Origin of the sequence: Parabacteroides sp. PF5-9, assembly GCF_029893105.1 — a bacterium.
Lineage (GTDB): Bacteria > Bacteroidota > Bacteroidia > Bacteroidales > Tannerellaceae > JARXWG01.
In genome coordinates this window covers 15,186-36,771 of the sequence record NZ_JARXWG010000010.1, presented here as the reverse complement: position 1 = coordinate 36,771, position 21,586 = coordinate 15,186, and the positions used below count along the sequence as shown (strand labels likewise).

Here is a 21,586-nt window from a genome sequence, read left to right as displayed (position 1 = left end):
TGGCGAACAGCGTGTATATTTATTCATTTATTTGGTTTATATTTGCAGCCTTATTGCATAAATATACAATATGAGCACCAAAAAAGAACGTTTAGAAGCTATATGCAGAATCATCCAGACTACATCTGTCGGTAATCAGGAGGAGTTGCTTCAATATCTGAATGCAAACGGATTTTTAGTGACTCAGGCGACACTTTCACGTGATATCAAACAGTTGCAGGTGGTCAAAGTGGCGGATAAGGAAGGAAAGTATGTGTATCGTTTACCGGACTATTCTGTTTTTATGCAACCTGTTTCTGAACAGGGTAATCAGCCGAAAATCGAATTTTCAGGGAATCTGGCTGTGGTAAAAACGCGTCCCGGTTATGCTATGGGGATTGCTTCCGATATTGATATGCATGCACCGAGAGAGATCTTGGCCACTATAGCCGGAGATGATACTATATTGATAATCCCTCGTGATGGGATCAGTCGGGATCAGCTTATAGAAGCCTTGTCTCCGTTTATTTAAGTCGTAGTCTAAAAGAGGAATATTAGATACATGAAAGAGATAATTGAAGTAGATGTGATGGTTGCCGATGCTTCGCATGAAGTATATGTGGATACCGTACTGGAAACGATAGAAGCGGCTGCAAAAGTACGTGGCACAGGGATTGCAGCACGCACACATGACTATCTGGCACAGAAAATGAAGGAAGGTAAAGCGATCATTGCTTTGGCCGGGGATGAATTTGTTGGCTTCAGTTATATTGAATCGTGGGGGAACAAACAATATGTTGCGACTTCGGGTTTGATTGTGGTGGAGAAATTCCGACATTTGGGGATTGCTAAGCGTATCAAGGATGCCTCATTTACTTTGGCCCGATTGCGATGGCCCAGGGCAAAGGTATTTAGTCTGACTTCTGGAGCAGCGGTGATGAAAATGAATACGGAACTAGGGTATGTCCCTGTTTCTTTTGCTGAGTTGACGGATGATGAAGCATTCTGGAGAGGATGTGAGGGATGCATCAATCACGATATATTGATTCGGACGGGGCGCAAATACTGTATTTGTACGGCTATGCTGTTTGACCCGAAAGATCCTCATCGAGCCAGACGTGAAAAAGAAGAGCGAGAAAGAGAATAATAAAAAACGATAATAAAGATCAGACAAATGAAGAAGAAAGTAGTATTAGCATTCAGCGGGGGATTGGACACCTCTTTTTGTGCGATGTATTTAACGAAAGAGATGGGGTATGAGGTGTATACAGCCTTGGCTAATACCGGCGGTTTTACGGATGAAGAATGTAAGGCTATTGAAGAGCGTGCATACAAATTGGGTGCGGTAAAACATGCGACTATAAATGTCGAAAAGGAGTATTACGAAAAAAGTATCAAATATATGATTTTCGGAAATGTACTGCGAAACGGTACTTATCCGATCTCAGTCAGTTCGGAACGTGTTTTTCAGGCGTTGGCCATTATTCATTATGCCAAGGAAATAGGAGCAGCGGCCGTCGCTCATGGAAGTACAGGAGCAGGGAATGATCAGGTTCGTTTCGATTTGACGTTTGAAGTGTTGGCTCCCGGGATTGAAATTATTACCCCTACACGTGATATGAATCTAAGTCGTGACTATGAGATCAATTATCTGAAAGAACATGGTTATGAAGCCGATTTCGTGAAAATGGAGTATTCGATCAATAAAGGGCTTTGGGGTACGAGTGTTGGCGGAAAAGAGACGCTTCATTCCAACCAGACTTTACCTGATATCGCTTATCCTTCGCAACTGGAGGCCGAAGATGAAGTCGAAGAAGATATGTTTATCGATTTTGTAGAAGGTGAGATTACCGGAGTGAATGGTGAAACTTTTACGGATAAAGCAGAGGCTATTCGTAAAGTGGAAGAAATCGGTAGTCGCTGGGCCATCGGACGGGATATGCATGTGGGAGATACGATCATCGGTATTAAGGGACGGGTAGGTTTTGAAGCTGCTGGCCCGTTATTGATCATCAATGCCCATAAACTATTGGAGAAACATACCTTGACTAAGTGGCAACAATATTGGAAAGATCAGATCGGGAACTGGTATGGTATGTTTTTGCATGAGGCACAATACCTCGAACCGGTTATGCGCGATATGGAAGCCTTTTTGCAAAGTACGCAACGCAACGTTACCGGACGTGTAATCATTACGCTTCGTCCGTATACGTATACATTAGTAGGCGTAGAGAGTGATCACGATTTGATGAAGAGCGACTTTGGGGTCTATGGCGAAGAGCAAAAAGCATGGACGGCGGACGATGTGAAAGGATTCACACGTATTCTGGGTAATCAAATGAAGATATACTATAACGTAAACGACGAAAAACGTTAAATACAATGATGAATTATGAATGGTTAATGATGAATCCACAGTTAACCATTCATAATTAACAATCCATAATTAATATATATGATACGAGTAGGAGTCATCGGTGCAGCCGGATACACCGCAGGAGAATTAATCCGTTTATTGATTAATCATCCGGATGTAGAAATAGTATTTGTCAACAGTACGAGTAATGCGGGCAATAAAATCACCGATGTACACAGTGGTTTGTTTGGAGAGACGGATTTGGTTTTTACGGATCAATTGCCGATGGATGAAGTAGATTTGCTTTTCCTCTGTTCGGCACATGGTGATTCGAAAAAGTTTATGGAGAGTCATACCATACCAGATCACGTAAAGATTATCGATCTGAGTACGGATTACCGGATCAAAAGTGATGATCATGAGTTTATATACGGTTTGCCGGAGTTGAACCGAAGAGCCATTTGCCAATCGAAATATGTGGCTAATCCGGGATGTTTTGCGACCTGTATTCAGTTGGGAATCCTTCCGTTGGCCAAACATTTGATGCTGAATACAGAAATTCATGTCAATGCAATCACCGGATCGACAGGGGCAGGAGTAAAGCCATCTTCGACCACTCACTTCAGTTGGCGGAATGATAATATATCTATATATAAGCCATTTACTCATCAGCATCTGGCTGAAATACACCAGAGTTTATCTCAGTTGCAGAATAGTTTCGATAGTCCGATCAACTTTATTCCTGTCCGGGGGAATTTCTCACGTGGCATTTTTGCCACGACATACATCAATTGCAAAATAGACCTGGAGGAGATCACCCGTATCTATGAAGAGTATTACGACGATCATTCCTTCACATTCATAACGGATAAAAATCCGGATATGAAACAGGTGGTAAACACCAATAAATGTTTGATCCATTTGGAGAAATATGGCGATAAATTATTGATTATTTCCATGATTGATAACTTATTGAAAGGAGCTAGCGGACAAGCTGTTCATAATATGAACCTCTTGTTCGGTCTTGAAGAAAAAGTAGGACTTCATTTAAAACCGAGTGCGTTTTAATTAATTATGAATTGTTAATTATGAATTATGATTGACAATAAAAGAAATATAGTTAGAACAAAAAGTTTTGATTTTGCATTGCGTATAGTCAAGTTATATAAGTATTTATGTGATGAACATAAAGAGTTTGTTTTGTCAAAGCAGATACTTCGTTCGGGAACATCAATAGGAGCAATGCAACGTGAAAGCGAACATGCCGAAAGTACACCGGATTTTATTCACAAATTGGCTGTGGCTCAAAAAGAATGTAATGAAACCCTTTATTGGTTAGAGTTACTTTATAAATCCGAGTATATAGAAGATAAAGCCTACGAGAGTTTATATAAAGATGCAGACGAACTTATCCGATTATTGACATCTATCATTAAAACGACAAAATCGAATGCATCTAATTCATAATTTATAATTCATAATTCATAATTAATATGAAACTATTCGACGTTTATCCATTATTCAATATAGAGATTGTAAAAGGAAAGGGATGTACAGTCTGGGATTCGAAGGGAACAGAATACCTGGATCTTTATGGAGGCCATGCGGTAATTTCCGTAGGGCATAGTCATCCTGTATATGTAAAAGCAATCACCGACCAGGTGAATCAACTTGGTTTTTATTCTAATTCGGTAATCAATAGTCTGCAACAGCAATTGGCAGATAAGCTGGGTAAAGCTTGTGGTTATGATGATTACTCATTATTTCTGATTAACTCAGGGGCTGAAGCGAATGAAAATGCATTGAAACTGGCCTCCTTTCATAATGGGAAGAAGCGGGTATTGGCATTTGAACACGCTTTTCACGGACGCACTTCTGCCGCAGTACGCGTGACCGATAATCCGAAGATCATAGCACCTGTTAATGAAGATATGGCTGTGACTTACCTGCCATTAAATAATGCAGCAGCAGTAGAGCAGGAACTGAAAAAAGGCGATGTCTCTTCTGTTATTATTGAAGGAATTCTTGGGGTAGGAGGGATTCAACTTCCGACAGATCGTTTCTTGCAAGAGTTGCGTGATCTCTGTACTACCTATGAAGCGTGCTTGATTCTTGATGAGATACAGTCGGGGTATGGAAGAAGCGGTAAGTTTTTTGCTCATCAATATGCTGGTATCAAACCTGATCTAATTACAGTGGCTAAAGGGATTGGAAACGGATTTCCTGTAAGTGGTTTGCTTATTAGTCCGATGTTCAAACCTGTTTATGGAATGTTGGGTACAACGTTTGGCGGGAATCACCTGGCTTGTGCAGCAGCAATAGCTGTATTGACTATTTTTGAAACAGAAAAATTGATTGATAATGCAGCGCATGTAGGTAATTATCTTTTGGAAGAGTTGAAATCATTCCCAGGTATTAAAGAAATTCGTGGACGGGGATTGATGATCGGTATCGAGTTCGAAGAGTCGATCAAGGAAGTACGAAATAAACTACTGTTTGAAGAGAACGTATTTACAGGAGTTGCCGGAACAAATACGATTCGTTTGCTTCCTCCACTTTGTCTGACAATGGATGAAGCGTCTGATTTCTTAATTCGTTTTAGGAAAGTTTTAAACGCTTGATTGTTATAAAAAAGGCCGTAGACAGATTTGAACTGTGACGGCCTTTCTGTTTTCTAAGATCATTTCTTTTTATAAACTAATCCTAAGAAAGAACTATTGTAGTTTTATCTCTTTAAACAGTTTACCCGCTTCATCTTTCACCTGAAGTGTGATTTGCTTTCCATTTACATCAACCCTAACAGCATGTTTATTGGAGTTGATGAGCAACGGAAATTGAAGATCATCTTCTCCGGCAGGGATATAAAAATGTTGGTGGAGATGCCCACTCAACATCAGGTCAATACCCGCATTGTTCAATAAAGGAATAAACTCTTTTTTTACTTGTATCGGACCATACCAGGTCGAACGAATCGGCGGAACGTGCATAATCACGATTTTTACCGGTGCTTGTTTAAATGCCTCGCTTTCCAATGTTTCTTTAAGCCACTGCGTCTGTTCCTTCCGATAGATATCAAAAGCACCTAAACCATGATATTCAATATCACTATCAGGTTTGTCTTCTCCTGCATCCAAGACGATAAAAAAGGCTGGACCTTGTCGGAAAGAGTAATAGGGCTGTCCGGTAGGAGTAGGGAAGTAATTAATGAATTCGGTTGAAAATAGACCGCGTGCTTCATGGTTGCCCCGGGCAAAAAACATCGGTATTTCTGTCGCAAATTGCTGAACGGCAAGGGTCATAAAGCCATCAAACAGTTGCTGCTCAGAGCGTATGTCACTTAACATATCCCCATTGAAAAGTACGAAGTCGAAATCTTTCAACGGCTCGTCTTTTAATAAATGGGCAAAAAGTGTGTTGTCTCCATGGATGTCATTCACCATCAGGAAAGATGCTTTGGATTGATCTTTATCCAGAGTCCTGAATTTAAAAGGTTTGGCTGAATACACATTACTGGCAACCACTTTCCCATATTGAATATGATACGGTTGTATTTCCTGTACCTCTTTTGAATAGATGCGATAGCGATAACTAGTTCCTGTTTTCAATCCGGTCAGTCGTACACTATGTAAAGTACCGATCATCTTTTTCCCGAAGTTTGTTTGAAAAAACTGTGGGCGTTCTTCAGCATAAAAATGGGTCTCATCATCAGGAGCCATTTCAACCCATGAAACGGCTTTTTTATTGGTCACCCAGATGACTGTTGCTTCATGTTCTGAGACATTCTGCAGATAAGGGCCATAAAGAATGTTGAAGTCGGACTGACCAAAAGCTGCCAAAGAGAGGATAAATAGCAATACTGTGAATGATAGTTTTTTCATCTGTCTACTGTAATTAAAGATTAAGGAAAATAAGTTGTATTCACCAAAAGTAATGAATTTAATTTATTCGCTCTAATCTGTATTGATGCAAAAACAAAAAAACATTTCCCCTCTTGTCACACGTTTCTGTTGGAGGTGGAAAATCCAGTTCAGATTGACCCCTGAAACCAAACGAATTTGACCCCTTGCTCCAAAATAAGATTGACCCTTATATCCAAAATAAAAATGACCCCATTGAAATGTATGTCAACATAGACTTTTACGTAATTCCATAATACAGATTACAGGGAAGGAAAAGAAAACTGAATGAACGAAATAAAGAATCTCCTAAATCCTTTTTTAAGAGATATACAAAGGTACATTCCAACGATAGAACGCCAACACCAAGCCGCAAACGGTTTATAGAAATTTCTTCCTTTCGTGCCGAAAGAGTAAATTTCCATAAAGTGTTGTCTTATCTATCGTTTCCATGAATGAAATGTATATCAATTAAAAAAAGAAAAAATAATGGTGTATCCGCCTAAGGATGGTATTCCAAAATAAAAATGACCCCACTTATCAAGATGCTTTGGGGGCAAAATTAAATAATTTTCAAGGGTCAAACCTGTTTTGGTTTCAGGGGTCAATACACATTGGGTTTTCCACCTTCTGCAGAAAGAATAATATTCTGTGTCGGATCTCCATATTTGGTACTTTTTGTAAAACTCGGTACTTCTTACCACAAAAATAAGTACCATTTTCGACAATTACAAACAATTATAGATAAACGTAAAAAAGCACCGCAATCTTTATTTTGTTGATTTGCAGTGCTTTTTAGCTTTTTGAAAACTTTCGTAAATCTTTTGGGTGGAGCTGGAGACTCCAGCACGTTATATTATACAGAACATCAACACATCTTAAAATCACGCTATTAACCAGCATTTTACAAAACAAAAGATAAGCAAAATATCTTAAAACATTATTGCATATCTCAAAAAATGGGTGTAATTTTGGGTGTGGATTTAATTTTACACCCAATTTTGCACCCATGAATATAAAGCGAAATATAATCTTTTCACTTGAAAGCCGAAAGAAAAACGGTGTTCCTATTACAGAGAATGTGCCTATCCGTATGCGTGTAATCTATTGTGGTAATCGTGTGGACTTTTCTACTGGCTACCGGATTGATGTATCAAAATGGGAATTGGATAAACAACGAGTAAAGAAAGGGTGTACAAATAAACTGAAACAGAGTGCATCCGAGATAAACTCGAATCTATCAAGCTTATATTCCAAAATAGAGGTTATTTTTAAAGAATTTGAGGTACAAGATATGATCCCAACACCGGATCAACTGAAAGAAGCTTTTGGATCAAAAAGTAACAATGTAGATACCAAAACAAAAGAGATTCACTTTTTTAGAGCTTTTGATGAGTTCACTAAAGAATGTGGCATAAAAAACAATTGGACAGAATCTACCTACCGAAAATTTGGAGTAGTAAGAAATCACCTTCAACGATATAACAACGATATAACTTTTGACTATTTCGATGAGAAAGGGCTATCTGAATATATTGTTTACCTTCGGGATGTTCTTGATATGAGAAACAGTACGATAAAAAAACAGATCAGTTGCTTTCTTAAATGGTTTCTTCGGTGGGCACATAAGAAAGGCTATCATAATAACACTGCATACGAAGATTACAAGCCTAATCTACGCACTACCCAACAAAAAATAATCTTTCTGACATGGAAAGAGCTTGCCTTACTTCGGGAATGCAAGATACCAGAAAGCAAACAGTACCTGGAGCGGGTTCGTGATGTATTCCTATTCCAATGTTTCACAGGGTTAAGGTATTCGGATGTGTATAACCTAAAACGTAGCGACATAAAAGATAACCATATTGAAATAACGACCGTAAAGACAGCAGATAGCCTCATCATTGAACTAAACAGCCATAGCCGGGCAATACTGGACAAATACAAAGACGTGCATTTACTAAATAGTAAGGTATTACCAGTTATCAGCAATCAAAAGATGAATGAGTTCCTGAAAGAACTTTGTGAGCTGGCAGAGATTAACGAACCGATCCGGGAAACATATTATAAAGGGAATGAGCGTATAGATGAGGTTACACCCAAATACGCTTTAATCGGTACGCATTGCGGACGTAGGACATTTATTTGCAATGCTCTTTCTCTGGGTATCCCAGCACAGGTTGTAATGAAGTGGACGGGACATAGCGACTACAAAGCGATGAAGCCTTATATTGACATAGCGGATGAGATAAAAGCAAGTGCAATGAGTAAATTTGATAAGATATGAAAGATATAGATGATTTATTTGATCTTATAGATAACAAATTGATAGAACTATACGAAGCTCCAACTCAGAAATATTATAAAGTTTTTGACTTCAAAACCCTTTTGAGTATCTTAAGTGATGAGCTTGTAAAACATGGATATAACGAACATTACAAGAAAAAAGCAAGTCAAGTTATTGCTGTGTTTAATGATCTATGCAATACTGTGATAGAGTCATATCATTATAGGGATCTATCCTATAACGAGACTACTAAAGAAATCGAAACAGAAAATGTAATACATAATACTATAACAAATGAAACAGAAACAATAAAATTCAAACGTGCAGCAGGAGAACTTGCAGAGTATTTTTCCAAAAAAGACTTGCCGGAAAAATACCATAGCCCATTAACAGAAACCTGCAAGCTGGACTATCATTTGAGAGAATGTCAAAAAGACTATTCTTCTTTTTACCCCGCAGTTTCACGAGGCTATTCGGGAGGACTAAATAATGAAAATGATGTAGCAACTTATATCTATATTATGGGTGATATCCTTCGCAAGAATGATAAGTTTGAGAATTGTTTTTCCATTGATATTAATATCCAGTGGAAATACAAAATATCATTTGAAGCCTATGTAGATCAAATATACAAAAAGAGAGCTGTATTAGAAGCTGTAGGAAAACCACTACCAAGTAGAGACAAGGGAGAGGAGGAAAGTATTGAAGAACATATTCCTGCTATACAATCCCTCTGCAATGAAAAAGAGAATGATATAAAGATGTTCTTAAATCATGGGGGTATAAATAGAGTTTTGTCTCTAAAAGATGAAGCAACTGCCAAAAGTATAGCTTCTATAATTCTACCTTTGATAGATAGGGGAGTATTTCCGCAAGTAGAAAAAGGCAGTACTAAGACCGAAAAAAGTGAGTTTTTAAGGACTAATTTTGGAAAATCATTCAAAAATGCCATCACGGAATATTACGAAAACGAAGGGAAAGTATAGGAAAATTCCCAGATCAAATAGGATAGTTTCCCAACGTTCATTTTATCAGAGGCTAATATATTGAGTATTAGCCTTTTTTTATTCCCTAAACATTCCTACTAACATTCCTTTTTGACCGATACTCAATGATATACATTTGCTATCGTAATCGATTACTAATAACAGGTGGACGCACCAAGTAATTAATAAGATAACAATAAGAATATGATTACGATGGTTACAAATGACACTCCGATAGCCATGCTCACAGTTGGGCAACTTCGGGAAGTATTAGGGAACAATCATACAGAAGTGATTCATGCTCCGATGAGCGAAGCAAAATATGTCTATGGTATCGCTGGTCTTGCACGACTATTTAACTGCTCTATTCCAACCGCTAACCGAATTAAGGCAAGTGGAAAGATAGACAAGGCAATCAAGCAGATCGGTCGGAAAATCGTAGTAGATGCAGAGCTGGCTTTGGAATTAGCAGGGCGTAAAGATGGAGGACGTAGGGCATGAAATTAAAAAAAGAAAGCCCCGCAGGCAAGCAAGGGCAATCACAGGAACAATACAAAGGTAATAATTCTTCTCGAATACAATCTACTATTCAAAACCTTTTTTCTTCTGGTCGTAAATTAACAGCTAAAGAAATCAATTCTATTACAGGATCAAACGATGCCAGAAAACAAATATCAAATCTAAGACGTGAAGGCTGGAATATTACAGATATGCGTTTACCCGACAATCGTAAATTATATTGGCTCATTTCACCAAGTAAACAATTATCACTATTTCAAGGAGGATCTGATATATGAAAAAGGATGCTTATTATTTCCCTCATGACAGTAATGCTAAAGATGATCCTAAGTGTGTATTACTTATAGATCAATTGGGATTAGAGGGGTATGGAATTTTCTGGATCCTAATCGAAACATTAAGAGAACAGCCAGATTACAAGTATCCTCTGAATTTATTACCCGCACTTGCAAGAAGATACAATACATCTGCTGAAAAAATAGGTACTGTGGTACGATCTTATGAACTTTTCAATATTGAAGATGAAAAGATCTTCTTTTCCGAGAGCCTCATCAAACGAATGCTGCCACTGGAGGATAAAAAAGAGAAAGCAAGGATAGCAGCTGAAATTAGATGGAAAAAATACGAACGCAATGCAAACGCATTACAATCGCATAGCGAAGGTAATACAAATGCTATGCTAATAAGAGAAGAAAATATAAAAGGAAAAGAGATAAAAAGAGATAATAGACTAAAAGCTGATCGCTTTTCACCTCCTACGGTTGAAGAAATAAAAATTTATTGTCTTGAAAGAGGTAATAAAGTTGATTCTGAAAAATTCTATGATTTCTATCTGTCTAAAAATTGGATGATTGGAAAAAATAAAATGAAAGATTGGAAAGCTGCTGTTAGGACATGGGAGAAACGAGAGGATAATAGGGAAGGAGGTAATAATGCAAGTAATCAACATATTAAACCAGATGAGAAATCACAAAGAGACTATAGCGAACGTTTCTGATTATCAGACCAAAGAACAGGTTTATACTCAAAAAATAGCTTTTATGGAGATAGCAGAGTCTATTATTCCTGATTTTCAAGTTGATGAAAGTAATCGACAAATAATCTCAGATTTATTTAACTACTTCCTAAAAATACCAGGAGAATTAGATCTGAAAAAGGGATTATGGTTTATGGGGGATATTGGGGCAGGGAAAAGCTCTCTAATGCAAGTATTTTCAAAATTCATGATTGCTAAAAATGATGGTTTTTTAATTCATGATTGTTCACATGTGGCAAATCAGTATTCGATAAATGGAGATCTGGATAAATACACATACAATCAAGATGGATATTGCGGTGAACCAGTGATTATGTGTTTTGATGAGTTAGGGCGTGAAAGTATTCCGGCTAACCACTTCGGGCAAAAATTAAATGTAATGCAACACATTCTACACATTAGATATTCTCTATGGCAGACAACAGGATTACGAACGTTTATAACAACAAACTTAGATCCACAGACAGCCCAAGAGTATTATGGTAATTATATTCGGGATAGATGTAGAGAAATGTTCAATGTTGTTCCATTCTTAGGAAAAAGTAGGAGAAAGAGTTGAGGCGTTACGGAAAAATCAAAACAGAATCTAATTTGTAATAATCTGATTACCAAAACAAATAGATTAAACAACTCTGATGGATACAGAGGCATATAAAAAAACAATTTTAAATTAAAAAAAATGGAAAATTTAACAGAAAGATTGGATGCTTTAGAACAACAGTACAAAAATGCAATAGGCAAAAAAGAAGCAAGAATTGCTGAGTTAGAGCAACAAATAGCAGATCAAAAACCAAATGAGGATCCCATTATAGATGATTTCCTTATAGATATATCGGTACCAATTGATGATACAAAAATAGGTGCCTGTGCCCCATGTATGAAAGGGAGCGGTTCAAAGGGTGTTTATTAAATCCTCACAGTATAAACTCTTTAAAATAAAAAATATGGAAAATAAAATTTTGATTGATAGAGATGAACGTGCCATCAAGGATACTAAAAATCTTCATAATGTAGCAGTGGTAAACCTCCAGAAAATAGCAGATGAATTGAAAGCCATTGGCGTAGAGCCTTCTTATGATCTTGTGATAAGTACTGTTCGGTTTGATGGTAAAAGCATAGATTTGGAAAATATTCTCAAAGGAATGGCAAATGAAGAAATACAGAAAGTTCCAGCTTTAGAGGAAATTATCCAAAAAAAATATAGTGAACATTCAAAGAGGATTAAGGATCTGGGAGTGAGAGCATACAACTCAATAAATCACTATACACCAACCCCATTTTACGATCCTAACCCTGTTGAGTTTAGTCGACTCTGTATTGAGAATGGAAAAGTTTCAATCACTCCTGAGAGGTTAATCGAAATAGAAGATGAGTGCTCTGTTTATGTAGATTCTGAAAGTCGTAATCAGATTTTTGAGAAAATGCAAAAGGTTATTGAATCAGTAAAAGATCTCCAGGAAAGTCTTAATTCTGCTCAAAAGAAGGGTTTAGACCAGTATGCAAAATTCTATGCTGTTGCTCCCATGAATACATCAAGCCTCAGCATTTTAGCAGTAGATCATGATGGAGAAGTGAGCATAAACAGTAAAAATTTTGGTTTTATTATATAATCAAAGATGGGAGGTTACTATCCTGTGATCTCCCATCCATATAAATCGGCATTAAATCGACATTAATATGGCTAAAGGGAAAAAGGGATTTCAGCCAGGAAACACTGTAGGAAAACAGTTTTCAGCAACCAGGCAACCTGAAAAATCAGGAAGAAAACCGACATTATATAAACAGCTTTTTAAAGCTACTGCAAAGCGTGTCGAGATTGAATTAAGTAAGGAGGATTACTATAATATACTCCGCTACCTAATGGAACGTACACCAAGTGAATTAAGAACAATTGCAAAATGTGAACAGACTCCAATATGGGTTTCAAATATTATAAGCTCAATATTCACCGATACAAAAGCAGGTAAAGTCTCCACTCTCAATATTTTATTTGATCGCTTGTTTGGTAAACCGACTCAGATTATAGAAAGTGAAATAGGGGCAACTATATCCAGCAAACAAGAAATAGATCTCTCTGTACTTACAACAGAGGAACTTTTAATTTATAATTCATTCTTAGACAAGATTTCTAATCAGGATAAAAAATAAGCAAAAATCATGAATAACAACGAAGGTACAACATGGTGGGCAATGGGGCTCGACAACTCTCAATTTGAGAGTGATGTTGCAAAATCCAATAACCTATTTCGCAGCATAGGCAATACTGCTGATACTGAGGGAGCAAGAATAGACTCCATTTTTCGGAAGGTAACAGTTGCAGCAACTGGCTTCTTTACCGCTCAGCAAGCTCTCTCTTATGCTAACAAAATGGCTACTGTCAGAGGTGAGTTCCAAAAGCTGGAGGTTGCATTTGAGACTATGCTGGGCAATAAGCAGAAAGCTGATGCTCTCATGGCTCAGGTTGTGGATACTGCTGCTCGAACTCCATTCGATCTACAAGGTGTTGCATCTGGAGCGAAACAGTTGCTGGCTTATGGTGTTGCATCAGAAGAGGTCACGGATCGCCTTGTACAGCTCGGTAATATTGCTGCTGGGTTATCTATACCTTTGAATGATATTGTTTACTTATATGGAACCACAATGGTGCAAGGGCGTTTGTTTACCCAGGATGTTAGACAATTTATGGGGCGTGGTATTCCTCTGGTAAAAGAATTATCGAAAGAGCTCGGTAAGACTGAGGAAGAAATAAACGCAATGGTTACAGCTGGTAAAATTGGTTTCCCAGAAGTACAGAAGGTTCTTGATAATATGACTAAAGCTGGAGGTCAATTCTTTAACCTTATGGACAAACAGAGCCAGACTATTTCTGGTAAGATTGCAAATCTGGGGGATGCCATCGAAACCATGTTTAATAACCTTGGAAAGTCTCAGGAGGGTATAATCAATACCGTAATTGATGGAGCATCCACTATTGTTGAAAATTATGAGGCTGTTGGCAGTACACTTGGTGAATTGATTGTGGCTTACGGAGCGTACAAAGCTGTATTAATAGCCATAGCTGCCACTCAAAAGGCTGTTTCATCAATGAAAGCAGGAGCCGAGGCTGAGGAGTTGGCAAAACTTCTTACAGTGGAACAGCAAGCCGTTATTTCTAAGAAAAATCTGGTAAGAGGATCCGCTGAATATGTTGCTGCTGTACAGGCTGAGGTAGCAGCTAATGCTGAATCACTGAAAAGCACACTGTTGAAAGCAAGAACGGAGGTGGTTGCTGCCAGCCAAATGGTTGCTGCAAAAAGAAAGGAATATATTGAATCTAAACAATTGGTAGCTACGAGAACCGCTGAGCTCGCTACAGCACAAGCCACAGGAAAAGCTAAAGCCATAGAATCTGCACAGAGAAAACTGGCTGCTGCTGAAACAGCTCGTGAAACCGCCACTATTCAATTTCAAGCAGCGACACGTGATTTTCATGCTAAAAAGCTTGCAGTTGAAAATACTGCTAAAGTTGTAAATAATAGTATTACTGCTGCCAATACTGCTGCCAAATCGGCAAATATAGCAGTAACTAATGTGCTTTCTACAGCTTATGCAAGACTGGCTGTTATTGGAACTAAGTTGAACGCTGTTATCATGGCAAATCCTTGGACTATTGCAGCAGCAGCTGTAGCAGCACTGGGATATGCTATATATAAGTTAATCACATACCAAACCGATGCAGAAAAAGCCCAGTCTAAACTAAATGATACGATAAATGAAAGCAATAGATCTATAGACTCAGAACGCCTACAGATTGATGCCATGTTTGCCCGTATGAAGGTAGCAACAAAGGGGACGGAGGAATATAAAGCTGCCAAGGATGCAATAATGAGCACCTATGGATCTTACTTAAAAGGATTGGGAGACGAAAAGACGGCTCTGGATAATCTTGCTCTTGCATACAAAACCGTGACGAAGGAAGCAGCTAAATCTGCTCGTGCCCGTGCTATGGATGTTGCTGTAAAAGATGCCTCAGACACTTATGCAGAAAAGAAAGGAGATGTAAGATCTGAAATTAAGAAATTGCTGGATAAAAAATTTAAGGGGCAGAAAGATGAGGAGGGCATGAGTCTTTCAAAAAAATATTTTTCAGAGATAGTAGCAGTTATTGAAGGAGAGGCAGATATTACAAAAAAAGAGGTTCAAGAAATCATCTCTCAATTTGACAAAGAAGTTTATAGAAGCACTGGCGGTGGTATGTTTTCATCAGGTGGATATTTTTCACTTGAAAATGACTTAAAGGATGAGCTAAACAAAATAGCAAAGGCAAAACGTATATATGAAAATACCATTGAAGATGCTAAAGACAAATTTGGTGAAAACCCTAATTCCAACAAAAAGGAAAATGAAGAGCCGGAGGTTTTTTCTCCTGATGGGAAACGAATAAAGGAAATTGAGGATGCCATAGTAGCAGGGCAGGAAAAACTAAATGAATTTAAGAAGGCTCTCAATGATAATAATGGTCTACTGGAGGATGGGACATCTGTAACAGATGAAGCAGTAGCTACTCAGCAAAAGTATGTCGATTCATTAAAAAAGGCTGTATTGGAGAGGGAGAATGAGCTTAAAATAATCCGTGAGGTAGAGGAGCGCATAGACCAGCTCAAAAAAGAACAAAAAGAAACAGTTAAGGGAAGTAAGGAATATGACGACTTACAGGCTCGCATAAATGAACTTGGTAAAAGAGTTCCCGATACAAAAACCTCCAAAACTTCCCAAAAGGATTATTCTGATGAAATAAAGAAAAATGCTCAGGATGAGATCCGTATTAAAAAAGATATGGAGTTTGCCGTAAGACAGGCTGAAATAGACTCTCAGAAGGATAGTTTTTCCAAAACGATGGAGCAAAACCAGCTCAATTATGAGCAGGAAATGGAGCAGATTAAGCGACAAAAGGAGGATAAGCTCAATAAAATTCAAGAATGGGAGAAAACTATCTGGGAATCACAAGGGAAGAAAGGAAAGTTTACTCCTAAAACCACAGAGCTATCAGAAGATGATAAAAATCAGTTTAAAGATCTTGAAAAAGCAGCTGGAGATAAACTCGTTCTGAGTAATCAGAGCGCAATAGACAGTATGCTGAAACAATACCAGACTTATACTGATAAACGCAAGGAGTTGGAGGAAAAGCTACAGAAAGATGTGGCTGCTATGAGAGACGCTAATGATAAGGCTAAGTTAGAAGGAAAATCCCCTGTTTTTTCTGATGATAATATAGCCCAAGCAGAACAGAATACGCAGGAGGCTCTGAATACTCTGGATCAAGAGATAGCGTCCCGTGAAGCCTCTTTTACAGTCTGGGCAGACAAGATGGCGAACCTTGGATTAAAGCAGCTAAGAGCAGCTTTGCAGACTGCAAGAGACGCTCTGGACAAAGATGGAGGTACTATTTCCGAAAAGGAAAAAGCCGTACTTCGTGCAAAAATCAAAACACTGGAGAAAAAATTAGAGATAGCAGAGGCTGAGGATGCTGATCTTTCTGCTTCTGATAAGGTTAAAAGAAGATGGGACTCCACCCTGAAAACAATGAACGAAGTTCAGGAAACAGTTGATAATATATGTAACAGTTTTGATGGACTTGATGAAGCGACTAAGGTTGCTTTATCTGCTGCTACTAATATTGCAGGAGGAACTATTGCTATGATAATGGGGATACAGCAACTTGCAATTATGGCAGCAGAACAGGTCAAAGGTGTGGAACGAGCCTCGGTAATCCTTGCCGTTGTTGGTGCAGCCATTCAAATAATGACAGCTCTTTTTTCTATGACCTCTAAAGCAGAAAAAGAACACCAAGAAACATTGAAGGAAGTTGCTGCCAGTAAATTAAAAATGCAACATGAGTATAACTTATTGCTTATGGAGCAAAATCTGTTGATGAAAGAAGCTACTTCCATCTTTGGAGAGGATCAAATAGCTAAAGCAGTCAGGTCTATTGAGGTTTATAGGGATGCTATCGACAAATTTAAGGAAACCTTAAAAGGTGTATATCCTGAGCGGAATAAATTTGAGCAGATGTTCAAACAGTTTACCAATAGGGAAGCTGATTCATACCTCATTAAACTGGAGAATTTTAAGACAGGAATGGGGGCTGTTCTCAATGACATTCAAATCAAAACAGGTAGCTATACTACTGGTGCCTGGTTTTGGAAAAAGCAGCATGACGTAATGACTCCTGTCCTGGAAGTGTACAAGGATCTTGTGACAGAGGAGGGCAATTTGGATATAGCACGGGCTAAAGCTATCATGGATGCACATGAAATGAGTGATGCAAGTAAAGAACAGCTACAGGCTCTCATCGAATTACAGGAACAGGCAGAAAAAGCACAGGAAGAGCTTAGGAGCTATCTACAAGATACATTTGGTTCTCTTGGTGATGGTATAATGGATTCTATTACAGCAGCCATAGAAAACAATGGCATTAGTGCCTGGGAAAAATTTGGAGAGGCTGGATCATCGGTATTAGAAGATCTGGGCAAGCAAATTGCTTATTCTCTATTCTTCTCTGATAAGTTCAAAAAGCTACAGGCTGATCTTGAAAAAATATATGGTAGTGGTAAAACAGAGGAAGAGATAGCTAAAGATGCTCGTGATCTGGTTTCTTCATTCTATAATGGTATCAGTAGCGACATGGAAAATGCCCAAAACTGGATGCAAGAATGGAAAGAGGAGGCTAACAAGCAGGGGCTCGACCTCTGGAGTAGCACAAGAGAAGGATCCAGTAAAGGGATAGCAACAGCCAGCCAGGAAACTGTCAGTGAATTAAACGGACGTGCAACAGCCATACAAGGACATACATATACAATTAGTGAGGGTATGAAAGAATTAACTCATCATTCAGCTAAAGCTTTGGAGTATTTATCAGGGATACAAAACAATACAGCTCATTTAGAGGCAATAGGGCATAATATATCTACTATGAATAATAATTTAAAGAGGTAAAAGAGGATATAAGTTCTATCAACACCAGAGGCATAAATCTTAAAAGATGATGGAAGGATTTAACAAGTGTGTTTGACAAACACATATTTCAATGGTAATCAATAAAATATGAAAAAATATTTGTTCGATAAAAACAAAAAAACTATTTTTGTCATGCTATCACATATTACAAAGGTGGATATGTCCACTGATTCTACAACAGTGGATTTTTAGTATTCATTAGTTAGGTATTATGCTAAAAATATTAGCGGTGTGTACCCCCGTGTGAATGGTTAATGCCATCACAGCCTTTGTAATAGGTGATAGCAAACGGGAAAGGCACACCGTTTCTATTTGTGTACTAAATTAATTATAATTCCTACAGATATGATAACATTAGAACTTTATGAGCTCAAAAACATTTCCATGGAAATGGCTGAGTTGGGAGTAGCATCCTATGTAAAAAGGATCAAGCCTACAACAGATCAAATTTCACAACGGGAAGCCTATAGGCTTTATGGTGAAGCAAAGATTAAAAACTGGGTAAAACAAGGATTAATTAAGGAGGTAAAAAGAAGTGGATCCACAATTAGATCAAAGATTCTTTATTCCAGATCAGAGCTCATAGGTATAGAAGTAGCTTATAAATTAGATTCCATAATAAACCGATAAATTACAAGTCATGAAAAAGAACACAGAAATTCAAAAGATCTCAGATGACACAAATGGAGATAAGATTAGATCATATATAGTAGGCATCATGAGAGATCTTCAAGCGTTGAGAAGCAATATTGATAATTTAAATAATAATGCCGTTATTTACGAAATGTATAATTTTGAGATAAGTGAAGCTGATGCCGAGATATGTGCTTTAAACAATCTTATGGGGAATATTATAGGTTATACAGTAGCTGATGATATTTGGGAAAAGCAACAAGTTTCTTTATAAAGATTATGAATACTTTAAATCAGACTTCTGGTATAACAGAGGACTATTCCAACTACAAATGGTACAATGGTGAGAGCGATAATCCATATATAGGAGACACTGAGCGTCCTATGGCTGCTGCTTTCTGGTATTATGAAAGAGATTTTCACTTTTCTTACTTGGATGGGCTCAATACTGAAAAGAGCTTGAAAGATTCTTATAACGTATGGAAGGATGAACTTTTAAAGGAGTATCTACCAGGTAAATCTCCTAATCCGAATGGAGATAATACAAATTGGGAATTGGTTTTCAATACAGGATATAAATAACTAATTATGGGAGAATTGATAGACTGCAAATGTAAAAAATGTGATAACTCTTGGATTAGGTATCAAGGAGAGGGAATGATGGCTATATTTTATCATTGTTCAGAGTGTGGTAAAGAGATCTCTTTAGATAAAAGTAATAATCCAATTCTCAGATGTGAGTGTGGAGGATATTGCAACAGTTTAGATAATCCTATAATCTGTCCTGAGTGTAATAGTATCGACATAGAAACAGATCCTGTCGGAGACTGGGATTAAAAAATATTGAAATTTAATCTGGTAATTTTTTAGCAAGTGAATAACATTCAAAGCATCAATAATGGGTGTAAAACCGGGTGTAAAAACAACAAAAGCCTGAATATCAGGCTTTATTGTGGAGCTGGAGATACTAACCGTTACTCTGATAATTAATGATTTATAGTTGTAAAGTACCGTATGAAGTACCAAATATCAAATAATCAATGTTTTTTGTTGCTCTATACAATGCGAAGATAATTATTATTTCGAAGCGAGCAAAAGCAATACCTACCCCTCACAAAGTTTTTTGATGTATTCCTCATAAGACATGGGCGTTTGCAGCCGTATTATCTCGCTTTCGGGAAATACCCACCGGCCATTATGCGCGATTTTAGCATGTATCTTACCCGACACACGTAACCGACGAAGTGCTTCGGTCGATTTGTAACATAACATTTTCGCCGTTTCAGTAGCCGTATACCATTTTTCGCGCTCCGGCTGCGGGGTTATCTGTTTTACTCCACTAAGCGCCGTGTTTTCAGGTCGACGATCAAGGGACCTTTAGGGGAAATTTCCTTTACCGAAGAATCTTTCATTAATACCTCTAATGCTGAAATAACCTTTAATGTTGTTTCTTGATCGAGAATAACACGGTTAGCGTAACCGGTGAGTGATATTTGATAAACCATACCATCATCTTTTACAGGGGAAAGATATTTAATGACCTGAACCATTTTGTTTACTCGTACATACACCCCCCTACCGTCCGATGTTGAATAAATATTATTATCTACTTCGTTGTTCTCGTTCGCACTACTGGACGAAAAGGGATTCTTCCGCGTTGAGGTATCAAGCCGGTACAGGGTCTCATTATTCCGTTCCGCCAGTAGATCTGCATATTTTTCGCTCATGTCTGCACAAAGTTTTGCGTTTGTATTGGCGACATCTAACATGCGATCATACGCATTTTTCCAATATGCAGCGGTGCCGTATTCTTCGTTTGTATCCATGGGACTTATGACTTTTTATATTCGTGCATTAGATTAGAGATACCTATAAAATCATCTGTGACAATTTTACTATCAATGATATCTGCTAAAGTATGAATACGGTATATTCGCTGTCGGAGGTTATCAATGCGGTCATTGGGAGGTAATCCATATTTAATGTCCCTTTCTAAGAAATCAATATACCCTAACACCGAATCTCCGATGTCTTGAATTGCGCCGCAAAGGTTTGATAGGGCGAGGGGGAAATCTTCGTTTACCAATGGTGAATCTTTCAATTCTTCAAAAAGTCGTTTCATTTCTTCGCTGTAATTTTCCATTTTGTTTGTATTTAAATTATTATTTAATCACCCGAATAAACTCCATTCAGGTAGTAACTTTCGATTCCGTAAACATATTTAAGGGCGTTTGTCTGATAGGCCGCCTTTCTCGTTTCGTCTGCTATTCTTCTTTTCTCGTTTGCTTCCTCAACGGCGATCCGATTTTTAGCGTTCTGCCACGCGATAGCTAAACATCTGCCGAATGACCAGTTGAATTTACGATTGAACCGGTATATGTTCCATGCGTTTCTCATTATCTCGCTGCGGTTGTATTTTGATGTTGTTGCCATGGTTGTAACAGTTTATTGTTTTTTTAATAGCGTAAAGATATATTATAATGTTTTATTGTCAAAATGTTTTAAACGAAAAAAGATACATTATGATGATTTTTATTTGATTTTAGATACGTTTAAATGTTTTTATCTATATTTGCGGTGTAACATCATAATGTTTTATTAAAATGGAATTAAGAGTTAAAGAGATTTGCAAGCAGAAAGGTATGTTAATGGAAGATTTGGCTACTAAATTGGGTGTAACCCGGATCACCCTCACCCGAAACATCAACGGCAACCCTACATTGTCTACGCTCGAAAAGATCGCCGTCGCCCTCGGTGTTGAAGTTATAGAATTGTTTTCACATAATAGGGGTGACTTTACCGCTTTAATCGACCACGGGGGTAAGTTGTACCGTTTCGACAGTATCGACGAACTGAAAGACTTCATTTGGGGGCAAATAATAGAATAATTACCTTTGA

General features: G+C 37.8%; 24 protein-coding genes. 20 read left to right on the top strand and 4 right to left on the bottom strand.

Features of this window, described 5'->3' with window-relative positions; all coding sequences use genetic code 11:
• Nucleotides 1–70 precede the first annotated feature (70 nt).
• The 6 genes from M2135_RS07410 to M2135_RS07385 all read left to right on the top strand — a co-directional run bounded on the left by M2135_RS07410 (nt 71) and on the right by M2135_RS07385 (nt 4,956).
• The gene (locus M2135_RS07410) at nt 71–511 is read left to right on the top strand and encodes an ArgR family transcriptional regulator (RefSeq protein ID WP_280747892.1); all 441 of its coding nucleotides are present in this window, start codon (nt 71–73) and stop codon (nt 509–511) included.
• Between the two features lie 30 nt (nt 512–541).
• Nucleotides 542–1,126 carry a GNAT family N-acetyltransferase gene (locus M2135_RS07405; protein WP_280747891.1) on the top strand — a complete coding sequence of 195 codons (585 nt, stop codon included), beginning with the start codon at nt 542–544 and terminating at the stop codon, nt 1,124–1,126.
• A 27-nt stretch (nt 1,127–1,153) separates the two neighbouring features.
• Entirely contained in the window at nt 1,154–2,356 is a 1,203-nt protein-coding gene (locus tag M2135_RS07400; RefSeq protein WP_280747890.1) for an argininosuccinate synthase domain-containing protein, read from the top strand.
• Nucleotides 2,357–2,434: 78 nt separating this feature from the next.
• Entirely contained in the window at nt 2,435–3,403 is a 969-nt protein-coding gene (gene argC / locus M2135_RS07395; protein ID WP_280747889.1) for an N-acetyl-gamma-glutamyl-phosphate reductase, read from the top strand.
• Nucleotides 3,404–3,430: 27 nt separating this feature from the next.
• Nucleotides 3,431–3,802 (top strand): four helix bundle protein, encoded by a 372-nt coding sequence (locus tag M2135_RS07390; RefSeq protein ID WP_280747888.1) that lies wholly within the window; start codon nt 3,431–3,433, stop codon nt 3,800–3,802.
• A gap of 26 nt (nt 3,803–3,828) precedes the next feature.
• Nucleotides 3,829–4,956, top strand: a complete 1,128-nt coding sequence (locus M2135_RS07385) for an aminotransferase class III-fold pyridoxal phosphate-dependent enzyme (protein WP_280747887.1) — start codon at nt 3,829–3,831, stop codon at nt 4,954–4,956.
• Between the two features lie 93 nt (nt 4,957–5,049).
• Here the strand turns inward: M2135_RS07385 and M2135_RS07380 are convergent, their stop codons facing one another.
• Complete coding sequence (locus M2135_RS07380) at nt 5,050–6,213, bottom strand: metallophosphoesterase family protein (RefSeq protein WP_280747886.1); 1,164 nt, start codon at nt 6,211–6,213, stop codon at nt 5,050–5,052.
• 1,027 nt (nt 6,214–7,240) lie between these two features.
• On the opposite strand from M2135_RS07380, the gene M2135_RS07375 reads away from it, so the two are divergent.
• The 13 genes from M2135_RS07375 (at nt 7,241) to M2135_RS07315 (ending at nt 19,270) form a co-directional block, all read left to right on the top strand.
• On the top strand, nt 7,241–8,518 hold the full coding sequence (locus M2135_RS07375; protein WP_280747885.1) for a site-specific integrase: 1,278 nt from the start codon (nt 7,241–7,243) through the stop codon (nt 8,516–8,518).
• Nucleotides 8,515–9,504, top strand: a complete 990-nt coding sequence (locus M2135_RS07370) for a hypothetical protein (RefSeq protein WP_280747884.1) — start codon at nt 8,515–8,517, stop codon at nt 9,502–9,504. Before M2135_RS07375 ends, M2135_RS07370 begins: the two co-directional genes overlap by 4 nt.
• A gap of 213 nt (nt 9,505–9,717) precedes the next feature.
• On the top strand, nt 9,718–10,005 hold the full coding sequence (locus M2135_RS07365) for a DUF3853 family protein (RefSeq protein WP_348537109.1): 288 nt from the start codon (nt 9,718–9,720) through the stop codon (nt 10,003–10,005).
• The gene (locus M2135_RS07360; protein WP_280747883.1) at nt 10,002–10,301 is read left to right on the top strand and encodes an AbrB family transcriptional regulator; all 300 of its coding nucleotides are present in this window, start codon (nt 10,002–10,004) and stop codon (nt 10,299–10,301) included. The genes M2135_RS07365 and M2135_RS07360 overlap by 4 nt, the downstream gene beginning before the upstream one ends.
• A complete protein-coding gene (locus tag M2135_RS07355; RefSeq protein WP_280747882.1) occupies nt 10,298–11,020 on the top strand; it encodes a DUF4373 domain-containing protein in 723 nt (240 codons plus the stop codon). The genes M2135_RS07360 and M2135_RS07355 overlap by 4 nt, the downstream gene beginning before the upstream one ends.
• On the top strand, nt 10,983–11,618 hold the full coding sequence (locus M2135_RS07350; protein ID WP_280747881.1) for a hypothetical protein: 636 nt from the start codon (nt 10,983–10,985) through the stop codon (nt 11,616–11,618). Before M2135_RS07355 ends, M2135_RS07350 begins: the two co-directional genes overlap by 38 nt.
• 120 nt (nt 11,619–11,738) lie before the next feature.
• Nucleotides 11,739–11,969, top strand: a complete 231-nt coding sequence (locus M2135_RS07345) for a hypothetical protein (protein ID WP_280747880.1) — start codon at nt 11,739–11,741, stop codon at nt 11,967–11,969.
• A gap of 34 nt (nt 11,970–12,003) precedes the next feature.
• Nucleotides 12,004–12,669, top strand: a complete 666-nt coding sequence (locus M2135_RS07340) for a hypothetical protein (protein WP_280747879.1) — start codon at nt 12,004–12,006, stop codon at nt 12,667–12,669.
• Between the two features lie 67 nt (nt 12,670–12,736).
• Entirely contained in the window at nt 12,737–13,207 is a 471-nt protein-coding gene (locus tag M2135_RS07335) for a hypothetical protein (RefSeq protein ID WP_280747878.1), read from the top strand.
• A gap of 9 nt (nt 13,208–13,216) precedes the next feature.
• A complete protein-coding gene (locus tag M2135_RS07330) occupies nt 13,217–18,034 on the top strand; it encodes a tape measure protein (protein WP_280747877.1) in 4,818 nt (1,605 codons plus the stop codon).
• A gap of 366 nt (nt 18,035–18,400) precedes the next feature.
• Nucleotides 18,401–18,685: a hypothetical protein gene (locus tag M2135_RS07325; protein ID WP_280747876.1), complete on the top strand. Its 285-nt coding sequence runs from the start codon at nt 18,401–18,403 to the stop codon at nt 18,683–18,685.
• 10 nt (nt 18,686–18,695) lie between these two features.
• Nucleotides 18,696–18,962 carry a hypothetical protein gene (locus tag M2135_RS07320; protein ID WP_280747875.1) on the top strand — a complete coding sequence of 89 codons (267 nt, stop codon included), beginning with the start codon at nt 18,696–18,698 and terminating at the stop codon, nt 18,960–18,962.
• Nucleotides 18,963–18,967: 5 nt separating this feature from the next.
• Entirely contained in the window at nt 18,968–19,270 is a 303-nt protein-coding gene (locus M2135_RS07315) for a hypothetical protein (protein ID WP_280747874.1), read from the top strand.
• A gap of 749 nt (nt 19,271–20,019) precedes the next feature.
• Here the strand turns inward: M2135_RS07315 and M2135_RS07310 are convergent.
• The 3 genes from M2135_RS07310 to M2135_RS07300 are packed head-to-tail and all read right to left on the bottom strand — an operon-like array spanning nt 20,020 to nt 21,121.
• Nucleotides 20,020–20,514 (bottom strand): hypothetical protein, encoded by a 495-nt coding sequence (locus tag M2135_RS07310; protein WP_280747873.1) that lies wholly within the window; start codon nt 20,512–20,514, stop codon nt 20,020–20,022.
• Nucleotides 20,515–20,519: 5 nt separating this feature from the next.
• Nucleotides 20,520–20,831: a hypothetical protein gene (locus tag M2135_RS07305; protein ID WP_280747872.1), complete on the bottom strand. Its 312-nt coding sequence runs from the start codon at nt 20,829–20,831 to the stop codon at nt 20,520–20,522.
• A 23-nt stretch (nt 20,832–20,854) separates the two neighbouring features.
• Nucleotides 20,855–21,121, bottom strand: coding sequence for a hypothetical protein (locus M2135_RS07300; protein ID WP_280747871.1), 267 nt, complete (start codon nt 21,119–21,121; stop codon nt 20,855–20,857).
• Nucleotides 21,122–21,291: 170 nt separating this feature from the next.
• Between M2135_RS07300 and M2135_RS07295 the strand changes: the two genes are divergently transcribed.
• Nucleotides 21,292–21,576, top strand: a complete 285-nt coding sequence (locus M2135_RS07295) for a helix-turn-helix transcriptional regulator (RefSeq protein ID WP_280747870.1) — start codon at nt 21,292–21,294, stop codon at nt 21,574–21,576.
• Nucleotides 21,577–21,586 lie beyond the last annotated feature (10 nt).

What these genes read in the sequence shown, in the direction of transcription:
- M2135_RS07350 (WP_280747881.1), top strand. Translation starts at nt 10,983, where the DNA reads ATGAGAAATCACAAAGAGACTATAGCGAACGTTTCTGATTATCAGACC.
- M2135_RS07390 (WP_280747888.1), top strand. Translation starts at nt 3,431, where the DNA reads ATGATTGACAATAAAAGAAATATAGTTAGAACAAAAAGTTTTGATTTT.
- M2135_RS07385 (WP_280747887.1), top strand. Translation starts at nt 3,829, where the DNA reads ATGAAACTATTCGACGTTTATCCATTATTCAATATAGAGATTGTAAAA.
- M2135_RS07400 (WP_280747890.1), top strand. Translation starts at nt 1,154, where the DNA reads ATGAAGAAGAAAGTAGTATTAGCATTCAGCGGGGGATTGGACACCTCT.
- M2135_RS07310 (WP_280747873.1), bottom strand. Translation starts at nt 20,514, where the DNA reads ATGGATACAAACGAAGAATACGGCACCGCTGCATATTGGAAAAATGCG.
- M2135_RS07330 (WP_280747877.1), top strand. Translation starts at nt 13,217, where the DNA reads ATGAATAACAACGAAGGTACAACATGGTGGGCAATGGGGCTCGACAAC.
- M2135_RS07325 (WP_280747876.1), top strand. Translation starts at nt 18,401, where the DNA reads ATGATAACATTAGAACTTTATGAGCTCAAAAACATTTCCATGGAAATG.
- M2135_RS07370 (WP_280747884.1), top strand. Translation starts at nt 8,515, where the DNA reads ATGAAAGATATAGATGATTTATTTGATCTTATAGATAACAAATTGATA.
- M2135_RS07405 (WP_280747891.1), top strand. Translation starts at nt 542, where the DNA reads ATGAAAGAGATAATTGAAGTAGATGTGATGGTTGCCGATGCTTCGCAT.
- M2135_RS07315 (WP_280747874.1), top strand. Translation starts at nt 18,968, where the DNA reads ATGAATACTTTAAATCAGACTTCTGGTATAACAGAGGACTATTCCAAC.
- M2135_RS07300 (WP_280747871.1), bottom strand. Translation starts at nt 21,121, where the DNA reads ATGGCAACAACATCAAAATACAACCGCAGCGAGATAATGAGAAACGCA.
- M2135_RS07375 (WP_280747885.1), top strand. Translation starts at nt 7,241, where the DNA reads ATGAATATAAAGCGAAATATAATCTTTTCACTTGAAAGCCGAAAGAAA.
- M2135_RS07410 (WP_280747892.1), top strand. Translation starts at nt 71, where the DNA reads ATGAGCACCAAAAAAGAACGTTTAGAAGCTATATGCAGAATCATCCAG.
- argC (WP_280747889.1), top strand. Translation starts at nt 2,435, where the DNA reads ATGATACGAGTAGGAGTCATCGGTGCAGCCGGATACACCGCAGGAGAA.
- M2135_RS07340 (WP_280747879.1), top strand. Translation starts at nt 12,004, where the DNA reads ATGGAAAATAAAATTTTGATTGATAGAGATGAACGTGCCATCAAGGAT.
- M2135_RS07380 (WP_280747886.1), bottom strand. Translation starts at nt 6,213, where the DNA reads ATGAAAAAACTATCATTCACAGTATTGCTATTTATCCTCTCTTTGGCA.
- M2135_RS07295 (WP_280747870.1), top strand. Translation starts at nt 21,292, where the DNA reads ATGGAATTAAGAGTTAAAGAGATTTGCAAGCAGAAAGGTATGTTAATG.
- M2135_RS07360 (WP_280747883.1), top strand. Translation starts at nt 10,002, where the DNA reads ATGAAATTAAAAAAAGAAAGCCCCGCAGGCAAGCAAGGGCAATCACAG.
- M2135_RS07365 (WP_348537109.1), top strand. Translation starts at nt 9,718, where the DNA reads ATGGTTACAAATGACACTCCGATAGCCATGCTCACAGTTGGGCAACTT.
- M2135_RS07335 (WP_280747878.1), top strand. Translation starts at nt 12,737, where the DNA reads ATGGCTAAAGGGAAAAAGGGATTTCAGCCAGGAAACACTGTAGGAAAA.
- M2135_RS07355 (WP_280747882.1), top strand. Translation starts at nt 10,298, where the DNA reads ATGAAAAAGGATGCTTATTATTTCCCTCATGACAGTAATGCTAAAGAT.
- M2135_RS07305 (WP_280747872.1), bottom strand. Translation starts at nt 20,831, where the DNA reads ATGGAAAATTACAGCGAAGAAATGAAACGACTTTTTGAAGAATTGAAA.
- M2135_RS07320 (WP_280747875.1), top strand. Translation starts at nt 18,696, where the DNA reads ATGAAAAAGAACACAGAAATTCAAAAGATCTCAGATGACACAAATGGA.
- M2135_RS07345 (WP_280747880.1), top strand. Translation starts at nt 11,739, where the DNA reads ATGGAAAATTTAACAGAAAGATTGGATGCTTTAGAACAACAGTACAAA.